We start from the raw sequence: 21,553 nt of genomic DNA on the forward strand, positions 1-21,553 counted from the left end.
CACACCTAGGAGCGCCGTGAGCGAGATCCCCGCCGACCTGTCCTTCACCACCGAACACGAGTGGGTGCAGCGGACCGGCGACAGCACGGTCCGGGTCGGCATCACCGACTACGCGCAGTCCGCGCTCGGTGACGTGGTGTTCGTCCAGCTTCCCGAGGTCGGCTCGGACGTGACGTCGGGGGAGTCGTTCGGCGAGGTGGAATCGACCAAGTCGGTGTCGGACCTGTATGCCCCGCTGACCGCGAAAGTCGTTGCCGTCAACGGTGATCTGGAGGGCGACCCACAGCTGGTGAACTCCGACCCGTACGGCGCGGGATGGTTGGTCGAGTTGGAGGCCGATGCCGGTGCGCTGCAGGAGGCGCTGTCGGGGCTGCTCGACGCCGAAGGCTACCGCGCGCACGTCGACGACTGATCGAGTTGTTAGGGTCGTTGCGACAGACCGGGACGCAACGAGTGGATCCGGCAGTGGTGGATACAACGTGGTCGGATGCGCGGTACGGTCGACACCAGCGGCGTGACGGCTGGCGCCCGGCCGCTTATCGCCACAGCAGCCAGTGAGGAGCAGCGGGTGACGGACAAGGACTTCAACTCTGGGGCCGACTCTGACGAAGTCACTGTGGAGACCACATCGGTGTTCCGCGCCGACTTCCTCAACGAGCTCGACGCTCCACCCGCAGCGGGTGGCGAGAGCGCGGTCTCGGGGGTGGAAGGACTTCCTGTCGGGTCGGCGCTGTTGGTGGTCAAGCGTGGCCCCAACGCCGGATCGCGGTTCCTGCTCGACCAGCCGACCACGTCGGCCGGTCGCCATCCCGACAGCGACATCTTCCTCGACGACGTCACCGTGAGCCGGCGGCACGCGGAGTTCCGGCTGGAGAGCGGCGAGTTCCAGGTCGTCGACGTCGGCAGCCTCAACGGCACCTACGTCAACCGTGAGCCGGTCGACTCGGCGGTGCTCGCCAACGGCGACGAAGTGCAGATCGGCAAGTTCCGCCTGGTGTTCCTGACCGGGCCGAAGGGCGACGACAGCGCCGCCGGCTGACCGGCACCCCGACCCCGACCCGACGAACCGCCCGGACGCCAGATGACACAACCCGACACCCCCGCCGTGAACGGGATGTCGATCGGGGTTGTCCTGGATCTGCTGCGCGACGAGTTCCCGGACGTCACGATCTCCAAGATCCGCTTCCTGGAGGCCGAGGGTCTGGTGACTCCCGAGCGCACCGCATCGGGTTACCGCCGTTTCACCGCGTACGACTGCGCCCGGCTGAGATTCATCCTGACCGCGCAGCGCGACAACTACCTGCCGCTGAAGGTCATCAAGGCGCAGCTCGACGCGCTGCCGGACGGCGAGCTGCCGCAGACCGTGTCGCCGTACGGCACGCCGCGGTTGGTGCCCGTCGGAGAGCAGGCGCCGACGTCGGGCGCCGCACCCGCGGCGCCCACCCCGGTCCGGTTGAGCCGTGGTGATCTGCTCGAACGCTCCGGCGTCTCCGACGAACTGCTGACCTCTCTGGTCAAGGCGGGCGTGATCACGCCGATCTTCAAAGGCGCCGGGACGGCGTTCTTCGACGAGCATTCGGTCGTGATCGCCCAGTGCGCCCGCGCGCTGGCCGACTACGGCGTGGAACCGCGGCACCTGCGCGCGTTCCGTTCCGCGGCCGACCGGCAGTCGGATCTGATCGCCCAGATCGCCGGGCCGGTGGGCAAGGGCGGAAAGGCCGGTGCCCGAGACCGCGCCGACGATCTGGCTCGGGAGGTCGCCGCGCTGGCGATCACGTTGCACACGTCGTTGATCAAGTCGGCTGTACGCGACGTTCTCGACCGCTGAGGACTAGACTCGCGCTGACGGATTCGTCGGCGTGCGGAGGGTAGGCACATGGGTGAGGTTCGTGTGATCGGCATTCGCGTTGAGCCGCCCCAGAACCAGCCTGTCTTGTTGTTGCGGGAGTCCAATGGGGACCGGTATCTGCCGATCTGGATCGGGCAGTCGGAAGCCGCGGCGATCGCGCTGGAGCAGCAGGGCGTCGAGCCGTTGCGGCCGATGACCCACGATCTGTTCCGCGATGTCATTGCCGCCCTTGGTCATTCACTCAAAGAGGTGCGCATCGTCGACCTGCAGGAGGGCACGTTCTACGCCGACCTGGTCTTCGACCGCGACATCAAGGTCTCGGCCCGGCCCTCGGATTCGGTCGCGATCGCGCTGCGGGTCGGGGTGCCGATCTACGTCGAGGAAGCGGTGATGGCCGAGGCCGGGCTGCTGATCCCGGACGAGAGCGACGAGGAGTCCACCGGCGCGGTGCGCGAGGACGAGGTCGAGAAGTTCAAGGAGTTCCTCGACAGCGTGTCCCCGGACGACTTCAAGGCGACCTGACCAGCTTGGTCACGGATGCGTCTCGTCAGCGTCGACACGCGCGTCGGGTTTTCTCAAACATCGAATCCGACCCCCATACTTGGTCCCGACGGGCAGTCACGAGAGGCCCTCAAGCGTATGCTCGAACCAGGTTCGAGCAGGGTGTAGCCAGCGGTTGAGCGCGCCCACGCAGGTCAAGGACGCGGGTTCGATCGGCGAGAGGATTCGACAAGTGGGCGACACGCCACGCCAGGAGCAACTGGATCTGACCTCAGACTCGGGTGCGGGCTCCGGCGAGAGTCAACCCCGGGCGGTCAGTGAACCAGTGCAGGGCGGCCTGTTCCCCGACGACTCGGTTCCCGACGAACTCGTCGGCTACCGCGGTCCGAGTGCCTGCCAGATCGCCGGCATCACCTACCGCCAGCTCGACTACTGGGCTCGCACCTCACTGGTGGTGCCCTCCATCCGCGGCGCCGCCGGATCCGGCAGCCAGCGCCTCTACTCGTTCAAGGACATCCTCGTCCTCAAGATCGTCAAGCGCCTTCTCGACACCGGCATCTCCCTGCACAACATCCGCGTCGCCGTCGATCACCTGCGCCAGCGCGGCGTCCAGGATCTGGCCAACATCACGCTGTTCTCCGACGGCACCACCGTGTACGAGTGCACGTCCGCCGAAGAGGTCGTCGACCTGCTGCAGGGCGGTCAGGGCGTGTTCGGGATCGCGGTGTCCGGTGCGATGCGGGAACTGACCGGCGCGATCGCCGACTTCCCGGGTGAGCGCGCCGACGGCGGCGAGTCGATCTCGGCGCCGGAGGACGAACTGGCGTCGCGGCGCAAGCACCGGGACCGCAAGATCGGCTGAGCCGATGGCCCGGGGGTAGAATCGCTTCCGCATCGCCCTTGCGCGGGAGAGCTCCGCGGCTGCCAGCCGCGGACGCCGAAGGAGCAACACCTCTCCGTCAACCTCTCAGGCACCCAGGACCGCGCCGGGCCCCGATGCCTCTGGAAAGCGGTGCCCATCGGCACCCGCCCATGGGGAAAGGCGCTCTCGCCGACACGGCGGGAGCGGCCGAATCTCTCAGGCAGCCCGATCCGGGTCGACGACAGAGGGGGAGGAGCCGCCGCTTTTCGTGCGCCCCCGGGAGATGTCGTCACGTGTCTGATCAGTCTCAGGCCCCGTCCGTTCCGCAGTTCGTCGACCGCCACATCGGGCCGGATCAGGCCGCCGTCGACACGCTGCTGAACACCATCGGGGTGAGCTCGCTCGACGAACTGGCCGCCAAGGCCCTGCCTGCGGGCATCCTGGACCCGCTCTCCGCCGACGGCGTCGCCCCCGGACTTGAGCACCTTCCGCCCGCCGCCTCCGAACATGAGGCGCTCGCCGAGCTGCGCGCGCTGGCCGACTCCAACACCGTCGCGGTGTCGATGATCGGCCAGGGTTACTACGACACGCTGACCCCGCCGGTGCTGCGCCGCAACATCCTGGAGAACCCGGCCTGGTACACCGCCTACACGCCGTACCAGCCCGAGATCAGCCAGGGCCGGCTCGAGGCGCTGCTGAACTTCCAGACCATGGTGACCGACCTGACCGGTCTCGAGGTCGCCAACGCGTCGATGCTCGACGAGGGCACCGCCGCCGCCGAGGCGATGACGTTGATGCACCGCGCGGTGCGCGGCCCGGCCAACAAGCTCGCTGTGGACGTCGACGTCTACCCGCAGACCGCCGCGATCCTCGCCACCCGCGCCGAACCGCTCGGTATCGAGATCGTCACCGCCGATCTGCGCGACGGGCTGCCCGACGGGGACTTCTTCGGTGTGATCGTCCAGTCGCCCGGCGCGAGCGGACGGATCACCGACTGGTCCGCGCTGGTTGGACAGGCCCACGAGCGCGGCGCACTGGTGGCCGTCGGCGCCGACCTGCTCGCGGCCACGCTGATCACCCCGCCCGGTGAGATCGACGCGGACGTCGCGTTCGGCACGACGCAGCGCTTCGGCGTCCCGATGGGCTTCGGCGGCCCGCACGCCGGTTACCTCGCGGTGCATTCCAAGCACGCACGGCAACTGCCGGGCCGGCTGGTCGGGGTGTCCAAGGACGCTGACGGATCGCCCGCCTACCGGCTGGCGCTGCAGACCCGTGAGCAGCACATCCGCCGCGACAAGGCGACCAGCAACATCTGCACCGCGCAGGTGCTGCTTGCGGTGATGGCGGCGATGTACGCCGGCTACCACGGCCCCGACGGGCTGCGCGCGATCGCGCAGCGCGTGCACGGCAAGGCCCGCGCGGTCGCCGCCGGACTGGCCGGCGCAGGCGTCGAGGTGGTGCACGACCGCTTCTTCGACACGGTGCTGGCCCGGGTGCCCGGCCGCGCCGAACAGGTGCGCGCCGCCGCCAAGGAACGCGGCATCAACGTCTGGGTCGCCGACGCCGACCATGTTTCGGTCGCGTGCGACGAGGCCACCACCGACGCGATCGTCGCCGACGTGCTCGCCGCGTTCGGTGCGACGCCCGCGTCCGGCGACTTCGCCGGCCCGGCCATCCAGAACCGCACCTCGGAGTTCCTGACCCACCCGGCGTTCTCCAAGTACCGCACCGAGACGTCGATGATGCGCTACCTGCGCGCGCTCGCCGACAAGGACATCGCGCTGGACCGCAGCATGATCCCGCTGGGCTCCTGCACGATGAAGCTCAACGCGGCCGCCGAGATGGAGGCCATCACCTGGAGCGAGTTCGCCCGTCAGCACCCATTCGCGCCCGCGTCGGATACGCCGGGGCTGCGCCGGCTCATCGCCGACCTGCAGTCCTGGCTGACCGGGATCACCGGCTACGACGAGATCTCGCTGCAACCCAATGCCGGCTCGCAGGGCGAGTACGCCGGACTGCTGGCGATCCAGGCCTACCACAACGAGCGCGGAGACACCGGCCGCACCGTGTGCCTGATCCCGTCGAGTGCGCACGGCACCAATGCGGCGTCGGCGGCGATGGTCGGGATGAAGGTCGTCGTCGTCGCGTGCCGGGCCAACGGCGACGTGGATCTCGACGACCTGCGCGCCAAGATCGCCGAGCACGCCGACCGGCTCTCGGCGCTGATGATCACCTACCCGTCGACGCACGGTGTCTACGAGCACGACGTCGCCGAGATCTGTGCGGCGGTACACGACGCCGGCGGCCAGGTCTACGTCGACGGCGCCAACCTCAACGCTCTGGTCGGACTCGCCCGGCCGGGCCGGTTCGGCGGTGACGTCAGCCACCTGAACCTGCACAAGACATTCTGCATCCCGCACGGCGGCGGCGGTCCCGGCGTCGGCCCGGTCGCCGTGCGCGCGCACCTGGCGCCGTACCTGCCCGGCCATCCGCTGGCCGGTGAGCTCTCGGATCGCCACACGGTGTCCGCAGCGCCGTATGGGTCGGCGTCGATCCTGCCGATCACCTGGGCCTACATCCGGATGATGGGCGCCGCCGGGCTGCGGTCGGCGACGTTGGTCGCGATCGCGTCGGCCAACTACATCGCGCGCCGACTCGACGAGTACTACCCGGTGCTCTACACCGGCGAGAACGGCATGGTCGCCCACGAGTGCATCCTCGATCTGCGCGGCATCACCAAGGCCACCGGCGTCACGGTCGACGATGTCGCCAAGCGGCTCGCCGACTACGGCTTCCACGCCCCGACGATGAGCTTCCCGGTCGCCGGGACGCTGATGGTGGAGCCGACCGAGAGCGAGTCGCTGGCCGAGGTGGACGCGTTCTGCGACGCGATGATCGCGATCCGCGCCGAGATCGACAAGGTCGGATCGGGGGAGTGGCCGGTGGACGACAACCCTCTGCACGGCGCCCCGCACACGGCCGAGTCCCTGCTCACCGACGAGTGGGCCCACCCGTACTCGCGCGAGCAGGCGGCGTACCCGCTCGGCAAAGGCTTCCGGCCGAAGGTGTGGCCTCCGGTGCGGCGGATCGACGGCGCGTACGGCGACCGCAACCTGGTGTGCTCGTGTCCGCCCGTGGAGGCCTTCGCCTGACCGGGCGATAGGGTGACACGCATGCAGCCGAAGCTGTTCATCTTTCCGCACGCCGGTGGAACCCCGCAGTACTACCTGCCGTTCGCGAAGACGTTCGACACCGACATCAAGCGCACGGCGGTGCAGTACCCGCGCCAGGGCGGTAAGCAGGATTTCACCGCGTTCACGAGCCTGCCCGCGGTCGCCGACGAGATCATCAAGATGGTGTCGCCCGAGAAGGACCATGGCGGGCCGGTGGTGTTCTTCGGGCACAGCATGGGTGGGCTGCTGGCGTTCGAGGTGGCCCGCCGGTTCGAGGACGCCGGACGTCCGATCGCGGCGCTGTTCGTCTCGGCGGTCGCCGCCCCGGGGCTCGTCGGCTACGACGACATCCCTGATACGGACGAGGGATTGCTCGCCGCGGTCACGACGATCACCGGCGCCGATCCCGAGTTCATGAAGAACCCGGAGTTCGCTGCGGCGATTCTGCCGACGCTGCGCGGACTGAAGGCGATCGCCAACTACCGCTGCCCGGCCGAGGTGAAACTGTCCTGCCCGATCCACGCCTACTACGGGGACGACGACGAGATCGCCACGGCTGAGAAAGTTTTGCCGTGGGCGGAACGGACCACGGCCGAATTCACCGTCCGCGACTTCAAGGGGCATCACTTCTACCTCAACGACCATCTGTCCGAGGTGGTCCCCGACATCGAGGAGAAGGTCTGGGCGCGCCTGCGCGGATAGCCCTCCCGGCTGTGGGATTCGCCACACTGACGTGGCCCCCAGCTACCTCGCGAGCACACCACCGCACCGCACCGCGCCGCGGTGCGGCGATCGAGCGATACCGCACCCGACCTGCTCCTTACCGGCGAGTCAGGTCTCTAATTGACCCAGGCGTGGATTCCTGGCAAACCCTTTACGGACGCGTCAAGGCGAACGGAGCACTGTGTTCGCCGGTTTTCGTCGCGAACTCGCTCATGAGGCGGGCGCTGTGTTGAGCAACGTAAAACGGACTAACTATGTGGGCCGTTCCGTTTTCTGGCAAAACGCCGCGCAGCCGCCGAGTAACGGTTTGGACACACTCGCCGATACACTTTCGGCGAAACCAGCCGCGAGCGGCTCGCTTCCCTCTGGCAAGCAACTCGTGGTTCAATCCATCGTTGGATTGCACGACATAGTTGGCGGGCCGGTGTTAGCCTTCGGGCGAGCGGGGGAATGTGCGGCCCTAGAGCTGTGAACTGGTTTGCCATCCACGGCAATGAAGCCGGGACACAGAAGATAGTGAAAGGACGACGTCGCCATGCCGTTGCTTGAGTCGACCATTCCTGGCCTGCTTGCCGATCGTGCACGCACGCAGCCCGACGATATTGCTTATACGTTCATCGATTACGACGTCGACCCCGCGGGTTACGCGGAGACGCTGACCTGGGCCCAGGTGCACCACCGGGTTCAGATCGTCGCCGAAGAGTTGCTGCGTCACGGCAACAAGGGCGACCGGGCCGCGATCCTGGCCCCCCAGGGACTCGAATACATCATCGCCTTCTACGGCGCGATGGCGGCCGGCTTCATCGCCGTGCCCCTGCCCGTACCCGCGATGGGACAGCTCGACGAGCGGGTCAACGGCGCGCTGCGTGATTGCCAGCCTGTCGCCGTGCTGACCACCTCGGCGGTGGTCAACGACATCATGACCTACGTCGGAAACCTGCGCGGCGGCGTCTCGCCGGCCGTCATCGAGGTGGACGCGCTCGACTTCGACGCGCCGCAGACCCCGCAGATCAACGTCGGGCCGCTGCCCAAGACCGCTTACCTTCAGTACACCTCGGGCTCCACGCGCGCCCCGGCCGGCGTGATCATGACGCACAAGAACGTCATCGCGAACCTGGACCAGATCTTCACCGATTACATGTCCCACCGCGGCGGCGTGCCGCCGCAGGACACGACCATGGTGTCGTGGCTGCCCTTCTACCACGACATGGGCCTGATCCAGGGCGTCTTCGCGACGCTGCTGTGCCCGCCGGACCCGGACGCCCCGGACGCCAAGTGGGGCAGGCCCGCCGTGCTGATGAGCCCGGTCGCGTTCCTGCAGAAGCCCGCCCGCTGGATCCAGCAGCTCGCGCTGAACACCCACTCGTGGTCGGCGGCGCCGAACTTCGCGTTCGAGCTGTCGGTGCGCCGGACCTCCGATGCCGACATGGAGGGCCTCGACCTCGCTGACGTGCTGGGCATCATCAGCGGCAGCGAGCGCATCCACTCCGCGACCATCCGCCGCTTCAACGAGCGCTTCGGTCAGTTCAACCTGCCCGACAGCACCGTCCGGCCGTCCTACGGACTGGCCGAGGCCACCCTGTACGTGATCTCGGCGCCGACCGGGCACAAGCCGGCGACCGTGCGCTTCGACTACGAGAAGCTGTCGGCCGGCCACGCCGAGCGCTGCGGCACCGAATCGGGCACCGAGCTGGTCAGCTACGGCGCACCGCGGTCGTCGACCGTGCGCATCGTCGATCCGGAGACCCGGATGGAGGCCCCCGACGGAAAGATCGGCGAGATCTGGGTGCACGGCGACCAGGTGGCCATGGGCTACTGGCGCAACCCGCAGCTGACCGAGCGCACCTTCGGCGGCGAGATCGCCGACCCGACCCCGGGCACCCCGACCGGCAACTGGCTGCGCACCGGCGACCTCGGTGTGATGTCCGAGGGTGAGATGTTCATCATCGGCCGCATCAAGGACCTGCTGATCGTCGACGGCCGCAACCATTACCCGGACGACATCGAGGCCACCATCCAGGAGATCACCGGCGGCCGGGTCGCGGCCGTGTCGGTCCTCGACGACACCAGCGAGCAGCTGGTCGCCATCGTCGAGATGAAGAAGAAGGGCGCGTCCGAGGCCGAGGCCCTGGACAAGTTGCGCGCCGTCAAGCGTGAGGTCGCCTCGGCGATCAAGCGCTCGCACAGCCTGCGTGTCGCCGACCTGGTGCTCGTGGCACCCGGTTCCATCCCGATCACCACCAGCGGCAAGATCCGGCGCTCGGCCTGTGCGGACCGGTACCGCCTCGACGAGTTCAGCCGCCTGGACGTCACCACATGACCTCTGCGTTCGACGAGGACGCCATTCGGAACTGGTTGGTCGACTATCTGGTCACCAACATCGGATGTAGTCCTGACGAGATCGATCTCGATGCCCCACTGAACGATCTCGCCGTCGGATCCAGCGACGCCGTCGTGCTCACCGGTGAGCTCTCGGAGTTGCTGGGCCGAACCGTGTCTCCGGTCGAGTTCTGGCAGTACCCGACGATCAACGCGCTGGCCCGGTTCCTGACCGGCGGTGAGGTCGAGGCCGTCGCGGAGGTGTCGCCCACCCGGCGTGTCTCCGACGACGCGATCGCCGTCATCGGGCTCGGTGTGCGCTATCCCGGCGGCGGCGACGACATCCATGGCGCCGACGACCTGTGGGAGTTCCTGGTCGACGGCCGCTCCGCGGTCAGCCAGGTGCCACCCACCCGGTGGTCCTGGTACGACGACGGCTCCCCGGAGGGCGCCGCCGCGCTGGCGGGCACGACGCGCTGGGGTTCGTACCTGTCCGGCATCGACGAGTTCGACGCGGACTATTTCGAGATCTCGCCGAGCGAGGCCGACAAGATGGACCCCCAGCAGCGGCTGCTGCTGGAGGTCACCCACGAGGCGCTCGAGCACGCCGGGATCCGGCCGGAGTCGCTGCGCCACACCCAGACCGGCGTATTCGTCGGCGCATGCCTCGGCGAGTACGGCGTGATGGCGTCCAAGGAACTGGGCGAGGTCAACGCGTACTCCGGCACCGGCGGAGCGCTGAGCATCATCGCCAACCGGGTGTCCTACTACTACGACCTGCGCGGTCCGTCGGTCACCGTCGACACCGCGTGCTCGTCGTCGCTGGTCGCGATCCACCTCGCCTGCCAGAGCCTGCGCACCGGGGATTCCGACGTCGCGCTGGCCGGCGGCGTCAACGTGATCCTCTCGCCCGCGGTCACGCGCAGCTTCGATCAGGCCCAGGCGATGTCGCAGTCCGGCCGCTGCCACGCCTTCGACGCCCGCGCCGACGGCTTCGTGCGCGGCGAGGGCTGCGGTGTCGCGGTGCTCAAGCGCCTGTCGGACGCCCAGCGCGACGGCGACCGGGTGCTGGCCGTGGTCCGCGGGTCCGCGGTCAACCAGGACGGCCGGTCCAACGGGCTGATGGCGCCGAACCCCGCCGCGCAGATGGCGGTGCTGCGGTCGGCCTATGCGTCGGCCGGTGTGGAGACCCGCGAGGTGGACTACATCGAGGCGCATGGCACCGGGACGCTGCTCGGCGACCCGATCGAGGCGCGCGCGCTCGGCAGTGTGCTGGGCCGCGGCCGGTCCGCCGATGCGCCGCTGCTGATCGGCGCGATCAAGTCGAACCTCGGTCACACCGAGGCCGCCGCCGGGATCGCAGGCTTCGCCAAGACCGTGCTCGCGTTGCAGCACGGCCGCATCCCGGCCAACCTGGACTACCAGAAGCCCAATCCGCACATCCCGTTCGACAACCTGCGGTTGAAGGTCGTCGACGAGATCACCGAGTGGGCGCCCGAGGGTCGTCCGCGGGTGGCAGGCGTGTCGTCGTTCGGCTTCGGCGGCACCAACGCCCACGTGGTGCTAGAGCAGGCGCCCGAGCAGGTCGAGTCGGACGTCTCCGCCGCCGAGATCGCCGCACCCGCGGTGACGACGCTGGTGGTCTCCGGTAAGTCGGCACAGCGCGTGGCGACCACCGCCGGAGCGCTCGCCGAGTGGATGGCCGGTGCGGGCGCCAACGTCCCGTTGCACCAGATCGCGCACTCCCTGAACCACCACCGCGCCCAGCACAGCAAGTTCGCGACGGTGTGCAGCCGCGACCGGGCCGGTGCGCTGGCCGGGCTGCAGGCGCTGGCCGCCGGCCGCACGGCACCCGGGGTGGTGACCCCGCATCAGGGTGCGTGCCGTCCCGGGACGGTGTTCGTGTACTCCGGGCAGGGTTCGCAGTGGACGGGCATGGGTCGCCGGCTGCTCGCCGACGAACCCGCGTTCGCCGCGGCGATCGCCGAGCTGGAACCGGTGTTCGTCGAACAGGTCGGCTTCTCGCTGCAGCAGATCATCGCCGGCGGCCAGACCGTCACCGGCATCGACCGCATCCAGCCCGTACTGGTCGGCATGCAGCTGGCATTGACCGAGCTGTGGCGCTCCTACGGGGTGCATCCCGACGCCGTGATCGGGCATTCGATGGGTGAGGTCGCCGCCTCGGTGGTGGCCGGCGCGCTGTCGGTCGCCGACGGGCTGAAGGTCATCGCGACCCGCTCCAAGCTGATGTCGCGGCTGTCCGGGCAGGGCGCGATGGCGCTCATCGAGCTCGACCCCGACGCCGCCACCGAGCTGATCGCCGACTATCCGGACGTCACGCTCGCGGTGTACGCCTCACCGCGCCAGACCGTGATCGCCGGCCCGCCCGATCAGGTGGACGCCGTCATCGCCGCGGTGTCGGCGCAGGACCGGCTGGCCCGCCGCATCGAGGTCGACGTGGCCTCGCACCATCCGACCATCGACCCGATCCTGCCCGAGCTGCGCGAGGCGCTGCGGGGGCTGCGGCCGATGGCGCCGAACATCCCGATCGTGATCACCACCCGCGAACACGACGGCCCGGAGCCGGTGTTCGACGCCGACTACTGGGTCGACAACCTGCGCAACCCGGTGCGGTTCGAGCAGGCCGTCACTGCCGCGGGCGCCGAGCTGGGCACTTTCGTCGAGGTCAGCCCGCACCCGCTGCTGACCTACGGCATCAGCGACACGCTGGGCACCACGCATCACCACGCCGTGCCGACACTGCTGCGTGAGACCGACGGCAAGGGCGACGAAGCCGCTGACGAGACTTTGTCGTTCCACACGAACCTGAACAGCACGTTCACCAGCAAGCCGCCGGTCGCCGAGCACGGACCCGAACCGCATGTGTCGTTGCCCGCCACCCCGTGGCACCACACCAAGCACTGGGTCGCGCCCGCGAAGTCGGACCGGCGCGGGCCGTCGGCGCCGCAGCCGGGCACCCTGCTCGGGGACCTGACCTCGGTGGCCACCAGTCCACCGACGCACCTGTGGCAGGCCCGGCTGGTGCGCGAGGCGAAGCCGTACCCCGGTTTCCACCGCATCCAGGGTGTCGAGGTGGTGCCGATGTCGGTGCTGCTGCACACGCTGATCGAGGCCGCGTCCGAGGCGAGCGCGACGGCCGGTGCGACCGCGCTGTCCGACATCCGCTTCGACCGTCCCGTCGTCGTGGACCAGTCGCAGGTGATCCAGGTGGTCGCCCACGGTGACTCGGTCACGATGGCGTCCGCGCCAGACGCCGACGCCGCGGCGAACCGCTGGGTGCGCCACGCCGCCGGGCGGATCGCGGTGACCCGGCCCGTTGTCGACGTCACCGACGTGGACATCACCGGTGCCACCGACTACGACCGGGCGACCGTCGAAGCGCTCCAGTCCAAGTGGGGCGTCGAAGGCCAGCCCTTCCCGTGGAGCATCGAGAGCTGCCGCGCCACCCGCGACGGCGTGGTCGCCACGGTCCGCTGGCAGGACGGGTCCGCGGTCGCGCTGCTCGACGCCGCGGTGCAGGTCGCGCGCCTCGCCGACATCGAGGACGACCGTCTGCTCGTCCCGGCCGCCGTGGACGGCCTGTCCGTGGCCGGTGAGTTCACCGTGTCGACCGGAAGCGCGTCGACCGGAACCGTGACAGTGCGACGCCGCCAGGACGGCGGCTCGACGTCCGGGGACCTGGTGCTCGACGTGTCGGTCACCGTGCCCGGCGACAGCACCCGGGTCGACATCGCCGGGCTGCGCTACGTCGACGTCCAGGCCGGACCGTCCGAGTCCGCACCCGCGGACCCGCGATCGGTCGCCCACCAGCTCGACTGGCAGCCGTGGACCGCGCCGTCGACCACCGCCACGGGCACCACGGTCGCGGTGCTCGGCAGCGGGCCCACCGCGACCGCGCTGCGCGACGCGCTGCCGGCCCACGGATTCACCGCGGCCGACGAGGCGAGCGCGCAGACCGTGGTGTACGTGCCCGACGCCGATCCGGCCGACGAGAACGACCTCGCCGCCGCGGCCCGCTACTCCGGCGAGGTGGCCGCGCTGGTCACCCGGCTGGCCGGCCGCACCGACGAGCACCGGCTGTGGATCGTCACCGAAGGGGTGCGTGACGCCGAGACCGACGAGTCGCTGCGGCAGAGCTGCCTGTGGGGTATCGCCGGCGTCGTCGGCGCCGAACAACCCCAGCTGTGGGGCGGTCTGGTCGACATCACCGCGGGCGAGCCGCTCGACGCGGTCGTGAGCGCGCTCGCGACGGTTCTGCCGACCGCGGCCAAGTCGGTGCTGTCGCTGCGCGGCGGCGAGTTCTTCGCCCCGGAGCTGGCCCCGATCACGGCCGACCCGGTGCGGGAGCCGTTGCGCTGCCGTCCCGACGGTGCCTACCTGATCACCGGCGGCCTCGGTGCGCTCGGCCTGGTCACCGCAGACTGGCTCGCCGACCGCGGCGCCCGGCGCGTCATCCTGGCCGGCCGCACGGCGCTGCCGCCGCGGCGACAGTGGGACGCCGACGATCTCGACGCCGACACGCGGCGCAAGATCGCCGCCGTGCGCGCGCTGGAGAGTCGCGGCGTCGCCGTCGAACTCGCGCCGCTGGACATCGGATCGCGCGACGCCGTCGAGGCGTGGCTGGCGCGGCGCGACGAACAGGGCGCGCCGCCGGTGCGCGGTGTCGTGCACGGTGCCGGGCTGACCGACAGCCAGCTGCTCACCGATATCGACGACGAGCGGTTGCGCCGCACCCTGTGGCCGAAGGTCGCGGGCGCGCAGGTGCTGCACGAGGTGTTCCCGGTCGACGCCGTCGACTTCTTCTATCTGACCGCGTCGGCGGGCACGGTGTTCGGCGTCCCCGGACAGGGCGCGTACGCCGCGGGCAACGCGTACCTCGACGGGCTGGCCCGCGCGCGGGCCCGGCAGGGTGGCGTGACCGCGAGCCTGGACTGGGTCGCCTGGCGCGGACTGGGATTCGGCTCCGACGCTCAGGTCGTCATCGACGAGCTGGAAAGGCAGGGCTCGCGCCCGGTCGCCCCGGCCGAGGCGTTCGCCGCGTGGGAGTACGCGAGCCGGTTCGACATCGCCCACGTGGTGATGGCACCAACGCCAGCCGGCGGGGACAGCGGGGAGTCCGAGGACAGCGAGGCCCGCACGCCGGAGCGGAACTGGTCGCAGATGTCGGCCGAGGACGTGCTGGCCGAGCTCGAGGACGGCCTGCGCGCCATCCTGGCCACCGAGCTGAGGATCTCCGACGACGAGGTGGACTCCGACCGGCCGCTGGCCGAGATGGGCCTGAACTCGGTGATGGCGATGTCGATCCGCCGCGAGGTGGAACGGCTGGCCGGTATCGAACTGTCGGCGACGATGCTGTGGAACTACCCGACCATCGGTGCGCTGGCCGCTTACCTGGCTGAGAAGGTGGCGCCGCAGGCACAGGCGGGTGGAGACACCGGTGACGACGCGGGCGATGGGGACGATTCCGGCGGCAGCCTGCTCGATTCGCTGTTCGACAGCGTCGAGAACTGAAATTTCTCAAATCGGGCTCTCAGGAGAGACCATGTCGGGGGCGTCGCGTTTGGGTTGAGTAGTGGACATGAAGGTGGGAGTGGGATGTTGGGAGCGATTCTGTGATGGCCGACTCGGTGACACTGTCTGAAGCATCCATCCCGGCGATACTCGCCGAACGCGCGCGGACGCAACCGGATGACATCGCCTACACGTTCGTCGACTACGAGGCCGATCCGTCCGGCCCCACGGAGAGCCTGACCTGGGCCGAGGTGCACGAGCGGGTGCAGATCGTCGCCGAGAAGCTCGCCACACTGGGCTCGCCGGGTGACCGCGCCGTGATCCTGGCGCCGCAGAGCCTGGAGTACATCGTCGGCTTCCTCGGGGCCATCGCCGCCGGCTTCGTCGCGGTGCCGCTGTCGATGCCGCAGACCCGCCACCACGACGAGCGGGTGACCGGCGCGATGGCCGATTCGACACCGGTGGTCGTGCTGACCACGTCCGCGGTCGTCGACGACGTCCGCAAGTACGGGCAGGCCGACCCGAAGCAGCGGCCGCCGAAGTTCCTCGAGGTCGACACCCTGGATTTCGACTCGCCGCCCAAGACCACGGCGCCGGCGTCGCTGCCCAAGACCGCCTACCTGCAGTACACCTCGGGTTCGACCCGGCGTCCCGCCGGTGTGGTGGTGACCCACAAGAACGTCGCGACCAACCTCGAGCAGCTGCTCACCGACTACTACGAGAGCTACCCCGACGGTCCGCCTGCGGACACCACGATCGTGTCGTGGCTGCCCTTCTATCACGACATGGGACTGATCGTCGGGGTGTTCATCCCGATGACGCTGGGCCGTCCCGCGGTGCTGATGAGTCCGGTCGCCTTCATGATGAAGCCGGCCCGCTGGATGCAGCAGCTGGGCTCGCATCCGAGTGCGTTCACCGCCGCCCCGAACTTCGCGTTCGAGCTCGCCGTCAAGCGCACCACCGACGAGGACCTCGCGGGCAAGGACCTCAGCACCGTCGTGGTGATGATCAACGGCGCCGAACGGGTGCACGGCAGCACCGTGCGCCGCTTCAACGAGCGCTTCGCCGCGTTCGGCCTCCCCGCCGCCGCGATGCGGCCGTCGTACGGCCTGGCCGAGGCCACCGTGTACGTCGCGGCCTCGGCGGGCGGGCGCCCGCCGACGTCGGCGCGCTTCGACACCGAGAAGCTGGCCGCCGGCCACGCCGAGCCCTCCGCCGATGACGGCGGCACCGAGCTGATCGGCTGCGGTGCGCCGCGCTCGACGACCGCGCGGGTGGTCGACCCGGACACCGCCGTCGAGAACCCGGCGGGCAAGATCGGCGAGATCTGGCTGCACGGCGAGCACGTCGCGGCGGGCTACTGGCACAACCCGCAGCTGTCGGAGTTGTTCGCCGCGCAGCTCTCCGAACCCACCGCGGGCACCCCGAAGGGGCCGTGGCTGCGCACCGGCGACCTCGGGGTGATGTTCGACGACGAGCTCTACATCATCGGCCGGATCAAGGACCTGCTGATCGTCGACGGGCGCAACCACTATCCCGACGACATCGAGGCCACCGTCGCCGAGTACACCGGCGGCCGGGTCGCCGCGGTGTCAGTGCCCGACGAGGCCACCGAGCGGCTGGTCGTGATCGCCGAGCTGAAGAAGCAGATCGAGCAGTCCACGCTGGACGCGCTCAAGCAGCAGGTCACCGCCGCGATCTCGCAGACGCACAGTGTGCGGCTGTCCGACTTCGTGCTGGTGCCGCCCGGCTCGCTGCCGCTGACCACCAGCGGCAAGGTGCGCCGCGCGTCCAGCGTCGAGCTGTACCGCAACGACAAGTTCAGCCGACTGGACGCCAATACATGACCTCAGCCCTCGACGAGGCTGCTGTTCGTCGGTGGTTGGTCGACTATCTGGTCACGAACAACGGTTGCAGTCCCGCAGACATCGAGCGCGGCGCGTCGATGCACGACCTCGGCGTGGGGTCGCGTGACGCCGTCGTGCTCACCGGCGTGCTGTCGGAGTTCCTCGGCAGGCCGGTGTCGCCGGTGGACTTCTGGCAGTACCCGACCGTGGACTCGCTGGCGAAGTTCCTGACCGGCGGCGAGGTCGAACCCGTCGACGTCGGTGGCGCCGCCGGCGAGCTGGCCCGGCCCGCCGGGATGGACGAGCCGATCGCGGTGATCGGGCTGGGTTGCCGGTTCCCGGGCGGACCGGATCTCGACGGCAACATCGAAGGGCCCGACGCGTACTGGGACTTCCTGACCGAGGGCCGCTCCTCGGTGCGTGAAGTGCCCGAGGACCGCTGGACCTGGCTCGACGACGGCACCCCCGAAGGGTCCGCGGCGCTGGCCGCGACCACGAAATGGGGCTCGTATCTGCGCGACCTCGACGCGTTCGACGCCGAGTTCTTCGAGATCATCCCGCGCGAGGCCGCCCGGATGGACCCCCAGCAGCGGCTGCTGCTCGAGGTCACCCACGAGGCGCTCGAACACGCCGGGATTCCGGCGGACTCCCTGGCCGAGACCCGTACCGGTGTGTTCGCCGGGGCGGGCGCCGGCGACTACGGGCAGATGGGCGCGACCGATCTCGGCGGCATCGACGCCTGGTACGGCACCGGCAGTTCGATCAGCATCATCGCCAACCGGGTGTCCTACTACTTCGACCTGCGCGGCCCGTCGGTCACCGTCGACACCGCGTGCTCGTCGTCGCTGGTCGCGATCCATCTGGCCGTCCAGAGCCTGCGCACCGGCGACTCGGACCTGGCGTTGGCCGCCGGGGTGAATCTGCTGCTGTCGCCGGCGGGCACCCGAAGCCTGGACCAGGCCGAGGCGATGTCGCCGACGGGGCAGTGCCACGCGTTCGACGCCGCCGCCGACGGCTTCGTGCGCGGCGAGGGCTGCGGCGTCGCGGTGCTCAAGCGGCTGTCGGACGCGCTGCGTGACGGCGACCGGGTGCTCGCGGTGATCCGCGGGTCCGCGGTGAACCAGGACGGCCGGTCCAACGGGCTGATGGCGCCGAACCCGTCGGCGCAGATCGCGGTGCTGCGTGCCGCGTACGCCGCCGCCGGGGTGAACCCGCGCGAGGTCGACTACGTCGAGGCACACGGCACGGGCACCCTGCTCGGCGATCCGATCGAGGCGCGCGCGCTGGGCACCGTGCTCGGCAAGGGTCGCGCGGCTGATTCTCCGCTGCTGGTCGGCGCCGTGAAGACCAACCTGGGCCACCTGGAGGCCGCCGCGGGTATCGCCGGGTTCGCCAAGGCGGTGCTGGCGTTGCAGCATCACCGGATCCCGGGCAACCGCGGCTACCAGAGCCCGAACCCGCACATCCCGTTCGACAAACTGCGCCTGCGGGTGGTCGACGAGCACACCGACTGGGCCCCGGCGGGCAGGCCGCGGCGTGCCGGGATCTCGTCGTTCGGGTTCGGCGGCACCAACGCCCACGTGGTCATCGAGCAGGCCCCGGTGCTACCGCCCGCCCAGGACGAGGATCCGGACCCCGCGGTGACGACGCTGGTGGTGTCGGGCAAGTCGGCCGAGCGCATCGCCGCGCAGGCCGCGTCGCTGGCCACCTGGATGGCCGGCTCCGACCTGTCGCCGGCCCAGATCGCCCACACCCTGAACCACCACCGTGCCCAGCACGCGAAGTTCGCGACCGTCGTGGCGCGCGACAAGGCCGCCGCGATCGCCGGGCTGACCGCGCTGGCCGCCGGCCAGTCCGCGCCGGGCGTGGTGCCCGCAGCGGCGGGCACACCGAAGCCGGGCACCGTGTTCGTGTACTCGGGACAGGGCTCGCAGTGGCCCGGGATGGCCCGCCGGCTGCTCACCGACGAACCCGCGTTCGCCCGGGCGATCGACGAGATCGAGCCGTTGTTCGCCGAGCACGTGGGCTTCTCGTTGCGCGACATCCTCGCCGACGGCGCGCAGCTGCACGGTGACGCGCAGGTGCAGCCGGTGCTGATGGGGCTGCAGCTGGCGCTGACCGAGCTGTGGCGCTCGCACGGGGTGCATCCCGACGCGGTGATCGGGCACTCGATGGGCGAGGTCACCGCGGCCGTGGTGGCCGGTGCGCTCAGCGTGGCCGACGGGCTGAAGGTGATCGCGGCGCGTTCGTCGATCATGTCGCGGCTGGCCGGTCAGGGTGCGGTCGCCCTGCTGCACGTCGAGGCCGACGAGTGCGAGGGGTTGATCGCCGGGCAGCCGAGCGTCGAGATCGCCGGCTACCTGTCGCCGCGCCAGACCGTGATCGCGGGGCTGCCCGACGAGGTCGACGCCGTGATCGCGACCGTCACGTCGCTGAACACGTTCGCCCGCCGGGTGAACATGGTGGTGGCATCGCACACCGCGCTGATGGAGCCGGTGCTCGGCGACATCAGGGACGCGCTGGCCGGGATCGAACCCAACGTGCCGACGCTGCCGTTCCTGTCCACCGTCGCCGAACCGCATCCGATGCCGGTGCTCGACGCCGACTACTGGGTGGCCAACGTGCGCCGCCCGGTCCGGTTCAGCCAGGCCGTCACCGCCGCGGCGGCCGAGCACGGCACCTTCGTCGAGATCACCCCGCACGCGATCCTCGGGCAGGCGATCCGCGACATCCTCGACGATGCACCCGAATACCGCGTGCTGGGCACCCTGGCCCGCGACACCGACGACACGGTTGCGTTCCACGCGAGCCTGAACGCGACCCACACCTCGCGGCCACCGCACACCCCGCACGGGCCGGAACCGCACGCCGTGCTGCCGATCACGCCGTGGCACCACACCCGGCACTGGGTCGAGGTCCGCCCGCCGCGCCGCGGCGGGGGAGCGCGTCCCGGCGCGCTGCCGCCCGGCAGCCAAGTGCCGCCGCAGTGGTTCTGCGACCTCACCTGGCCGGCCAAACCCCTTGCCGGGCAGGCGGATTCGTCGGACGCCGCGCGATGGCTGGTGGTCGGCGACGACGAGCTGGCAGCCGAGATGAGCGCGCTGGGCGCGCCGGTCACCACCGGCGGGCCGGACGATCTCGGCGACGCGACACATGTGCTCTACGCACCTGCGGTCAGCGACGACCTCGGCTACGAACTGTTCGAGACCGGCCGCGCGCTCGCGACCACCGCGGCCAAGGCCGCCACCGGATCCGGGACGGCGCCGCGGCTGTACCTGTTGACCCGCAACGCCCAGCCGGTCGAGGTCGGCGACCGCGCGGATGCCGCGCAGGCCGTGCTGTGGGGCCTGGGCCGCACGCTGGCGCTGGAGCACCCCGAGATCTGGGGGGCGGTCATCGACACCGACGCCTCGGTGCCCGCGGTCGTCGCGGCACGCTGGGTGCTCGCCGAAGCCCACACCGGTGACGGCGAGGACCAGGTCGTCTACCGCGCGGGCGCGCGCCGGGTGGCCCGGCTGGTGCATGCGCTGCCGCCCGCGCCCACGGGGGCGACGACGCTCGATCCCGACGGCTCGCACCTGGTCGTCGGCGCCACCGGCAACATCGGCCCCGGGCTGATCGAGCAGCTCGCCGCAATGGGCGCCAAGACCGTCGTCGCGGTGTCCCGCAACCCCGGCGACCGCCTCGCCGAGCTGACGGCGCGGCTGGCCGCGACCGGCACGAAGGTGGTGACCGCCGCCGCCGACGCCGCCGACGAGGCGTCGCTGCGCACCGTGTTCGACCGCTTCGGCGCCGATCTGCCCCCGCTGAAGGGCGTGTATCTGGCGGCGATGAGCGGTGGACCGGTCACGCTGGACGAGATGACCCACGACGACGTCGTCGCGATGTTCCGGCCCAAGCTGGACGCGGCCGCGGTCGCCCACCGGCTGTCGCTGCGGCACCCGGTCGAGCAGTTCGTGCTGTTCTCGTCGATCTCCGGGGTGCTCGGGTCGCGCTGGCTCGCGCACTACGCCGCGACCACCACCTTCCTCGACACCTTCGCGTTCGCGCGCCGCGCCGCCGGCCTGCCCGCGGTGGCGATCGACTGGGGGCTGTGGAAGTCGCTGGCCGACGTGCAGACCGGGTTCGAGGCCCAGGCCACCCAGGAGTCGGGACTGACCCCGATGGACGACGACGTCGCGATCACCGCGCTGCGCTCGTTCATCGGCCCGCAAGCCCCGGCCCGCGCCACCGTGGTCGCGGCGGACTGGCAGCGACTGGCCGCGGCATATCACACCCGCGCGCAGCTGCACATCCTCGACGACCTGCTCGCCGGCGAAGATCCCGCACCGACGTTGACCGGTGACACGAAGTTTCGCCAGGAGCTGAAGGAGACCGAGCCGGCCCGCCGCGTGGAACTGCTCACCGAATTCGTGATCTCGCAGGTCGCGGCCGCGATGGGGCTGAAGTCGGCGCACACCCTCGACCCGACGGTCGGATTCTTCCAGTTCGGAATGGATTCGCTGATGAGCGTAACGTTGCAGCGCTCGCTGAGCGAAAGCCTCGGGGAGGCGCTGCCCGCATCGGTCGTGTTCGACTATCCGACCGTGGAAGCGCTCACCGATTATCTGGCGTCGGTGCTGCCTGAGATAATCGAGACCGCCGGGACCCAGGGTGGGGAAGTCATCAGCGACGCGGCTGGTGACGTGTACGACGACCTCGCCGAAGACGAGCTGCTGGCGAGACTGTCGGAAAGATTGAGTTGACT

11 protein-coding genes and 2 riboswitches are annotated in these 21,553 nt (G+C 70.2%); all 11 genes read left to right on the forward strand.

Annotated features, from left to right (window positions below):
• Positions 1-16 precede the first annotated feature (16 nt).
• The 11 genes from gcvH to NTM_RS19990 all read left to right on the forward strand — a co-directional run bounded on the left by gcvH (position 17) and on the right by NTM_RS19990 (position 21,551).
• Entirely contained in the window at positions 17-412 is a 396-nt protein-coding gene (gene gcvH / locus NTM_RS19940; RefSeq protein WP_104861264.1) for a glycine cleavage system protein GcvH, read from the forward strand.
• A 156-nt stretch (positions 413-568) separates the two neighbouring features.
• On the forward strand, positions 569-1,039 hold the full coding sequence (gene garA / locus NTM_RS19945; protein ID WP_104861263.1) for a glycogen accumulation regulator GarA: 471 nt from the start codon (positions 569-571) through the stop codon (positions 1,037-1,039).
• A 42-nt stretch (positions 1,040-1,081) separates the two neighbouring features.
• Positions 1,082-1,828, forward strand: coding sequence for a transcriptional regulator FtsR (gene ftsR, locus NTM_RS19950; protein WP_104861262.1), 747 nt, complete (start codon positions 1,082-1,084; stop codon positions 1,826-1,828).
• Positions 1,829-1,876: 48 nt separating this feature from the next.
• Entirely contained in the window at positions 1,877-2,371 is a 495-nt protein-coding gene (locus NTM_RS19955; protein WP_083143773.1) for a bifunctional nuclease family protein, read from the forward strand.
• 211 nt (positions 2,372-2,582) lie between these two features.
• Entirely contained in the window at positions 2,583-3,212 is a 630-nt protein-coding gene (locus tag NTM_RS19960) for a MerR family transcriptional regulator (RefSeq protein ID WP_083143774.1), read from the forward strand.
• 33 nt (positions 3,213-3,245) lie between these two features.
• Positions 3,246-3,340, forward strand: a riboswitch (glycine riboswitch).
• A gap of 2 nt (positions 3,341-3,342) precedes the next feature.
• Positions 3,343-3,467, forward strand: a riboswitch (glycine riboswitch).
• A gap of 38 nt (positions 3,468-3,505) precedes the next feature.
• Complete coding sequence (gene gcvP, locus NTM_RS19965; RefSeq protein ID WP_163767281.1) at positions 3,506-6,364, forward strand: aminomethyl-transferring glycine dehydrogenase; 2,859 nt, start codon at positions 3,506-3,508, stop codon at positions 6,362-6,364.
• Positions 6,365-6,385: 21 nt separating this feature from the next.
• Complete coding sequence (locus NTM_RS19970; protein ID WP_104861260.1) at positions 6,386-7,087, forward strand: thioesterase II family protein; 702 nt, start codon at positions 6,386-6,388, stop codon at positions 7,085-7,087.
• Between the two features lie 556 nt (positions 7,088-7,643).
• Positions 7,644-9,428, forward strand: a complete 1,785-nt coding sequence (locus NTM_RS19975) for an AMP-binding protein (protein ID WP_104861259.1) — start codon at positions 7,644-7,646, stop codon at positions 9,426-9,428.
• Positions 9,425-14,959, forward strand: coding sequence for a type I polyketide synthase (locus tag NTM_RS19980; RefSeq protein ID WP_163767283.1), 5,535 nt, complete (start codon positions 9,425-9,427; stop codon positions 14,957-14,959). The genes NTM_RS19975 and NTM_RS19980 overlap by 4 nt, the downstream gene beginning before the upstream one ends.
• 116 nt (positions 14,960-15,075) lie before the next feature.
• Positions 15,076-16,806 (forward strand): AMP-binding protein, encoded by a 1,731-nt coding sequence (locus NTM_RS19985; protein ID WP_179963966.1) that lies wholly within the window; start codon positions 15,076-15,078, stop codon positions 16,804-16,806.
• A complete protein-coding gene (locus tag NTM_RS19990; RefSeq protein ID WP_163767287.1) occupies positions 16,803-21,551 on the forward strand; it encodes a type I polyketide synthase in 4,749 nt (1,582 codons plus the stop codon). The genes NTM_RS19985 and NTM_RS19990 overlap by 4 nt, the downstream gene beginning before the upstream one ends.
• Positions 21,552-21,553 lie beyond the last annotated feature (2 nt).

The sequence above is a fragment of the Mycolicibacterium parafortuitum genome, from assembly GCF_010725485.1.
GTDB lineage: Bacteria > Actinomycetota > Actinomycetes > Mycobacteriales > Mycobacteriaceae > Mycobacterium.

Excerpts from the sequence above, each read along its gene's own strand:
- ftsR (WP_104861262.1), top strand. The coding sequence starts at position 1,082 with ATGACACAACCCGACACCCCCGCCGTGAACGGGATGTCGATCGGGGTT.
- NTM_RS19955 (WP_083143773.1), top strand. The coding sequence starts at position 1,877 with ATGGGTGAGGTTCGTGTGATCGGCATTCGCGTTGAGCCGCCCCAGAAC.
- NTM_RS19970 (WP_104861260.1), top strand. The coding sequence starts at position 6,386 with ATGCAGCCGAAGCTGTTCATCTTTCCGCACGCCGGTGGAACCCCGCAG.
- NTM_RS19975 (WP_104861259.1), top strand. The coding sequence starts at position 7,644 with ATGCCGTTGCTTGAGTCGACCATTCCTGGCCTGCTTGCCGATCGTGCA.
- NTM_RS19980 (WP_163767283.1), top strand. The coding sequence starts at position 9,425 with ATGACCTCTGCGTTCGACGAGGACGCCATTCGGAACTGGTTGGTCGAC.
- NTM_RS19990 (WP_163767287.1), top strand. The coding sequence starts at position 16,803 with ATGACCTCAGCCCTCGACGAGGCTGCTGTTCGTCGGTGGTTGGTCGAC.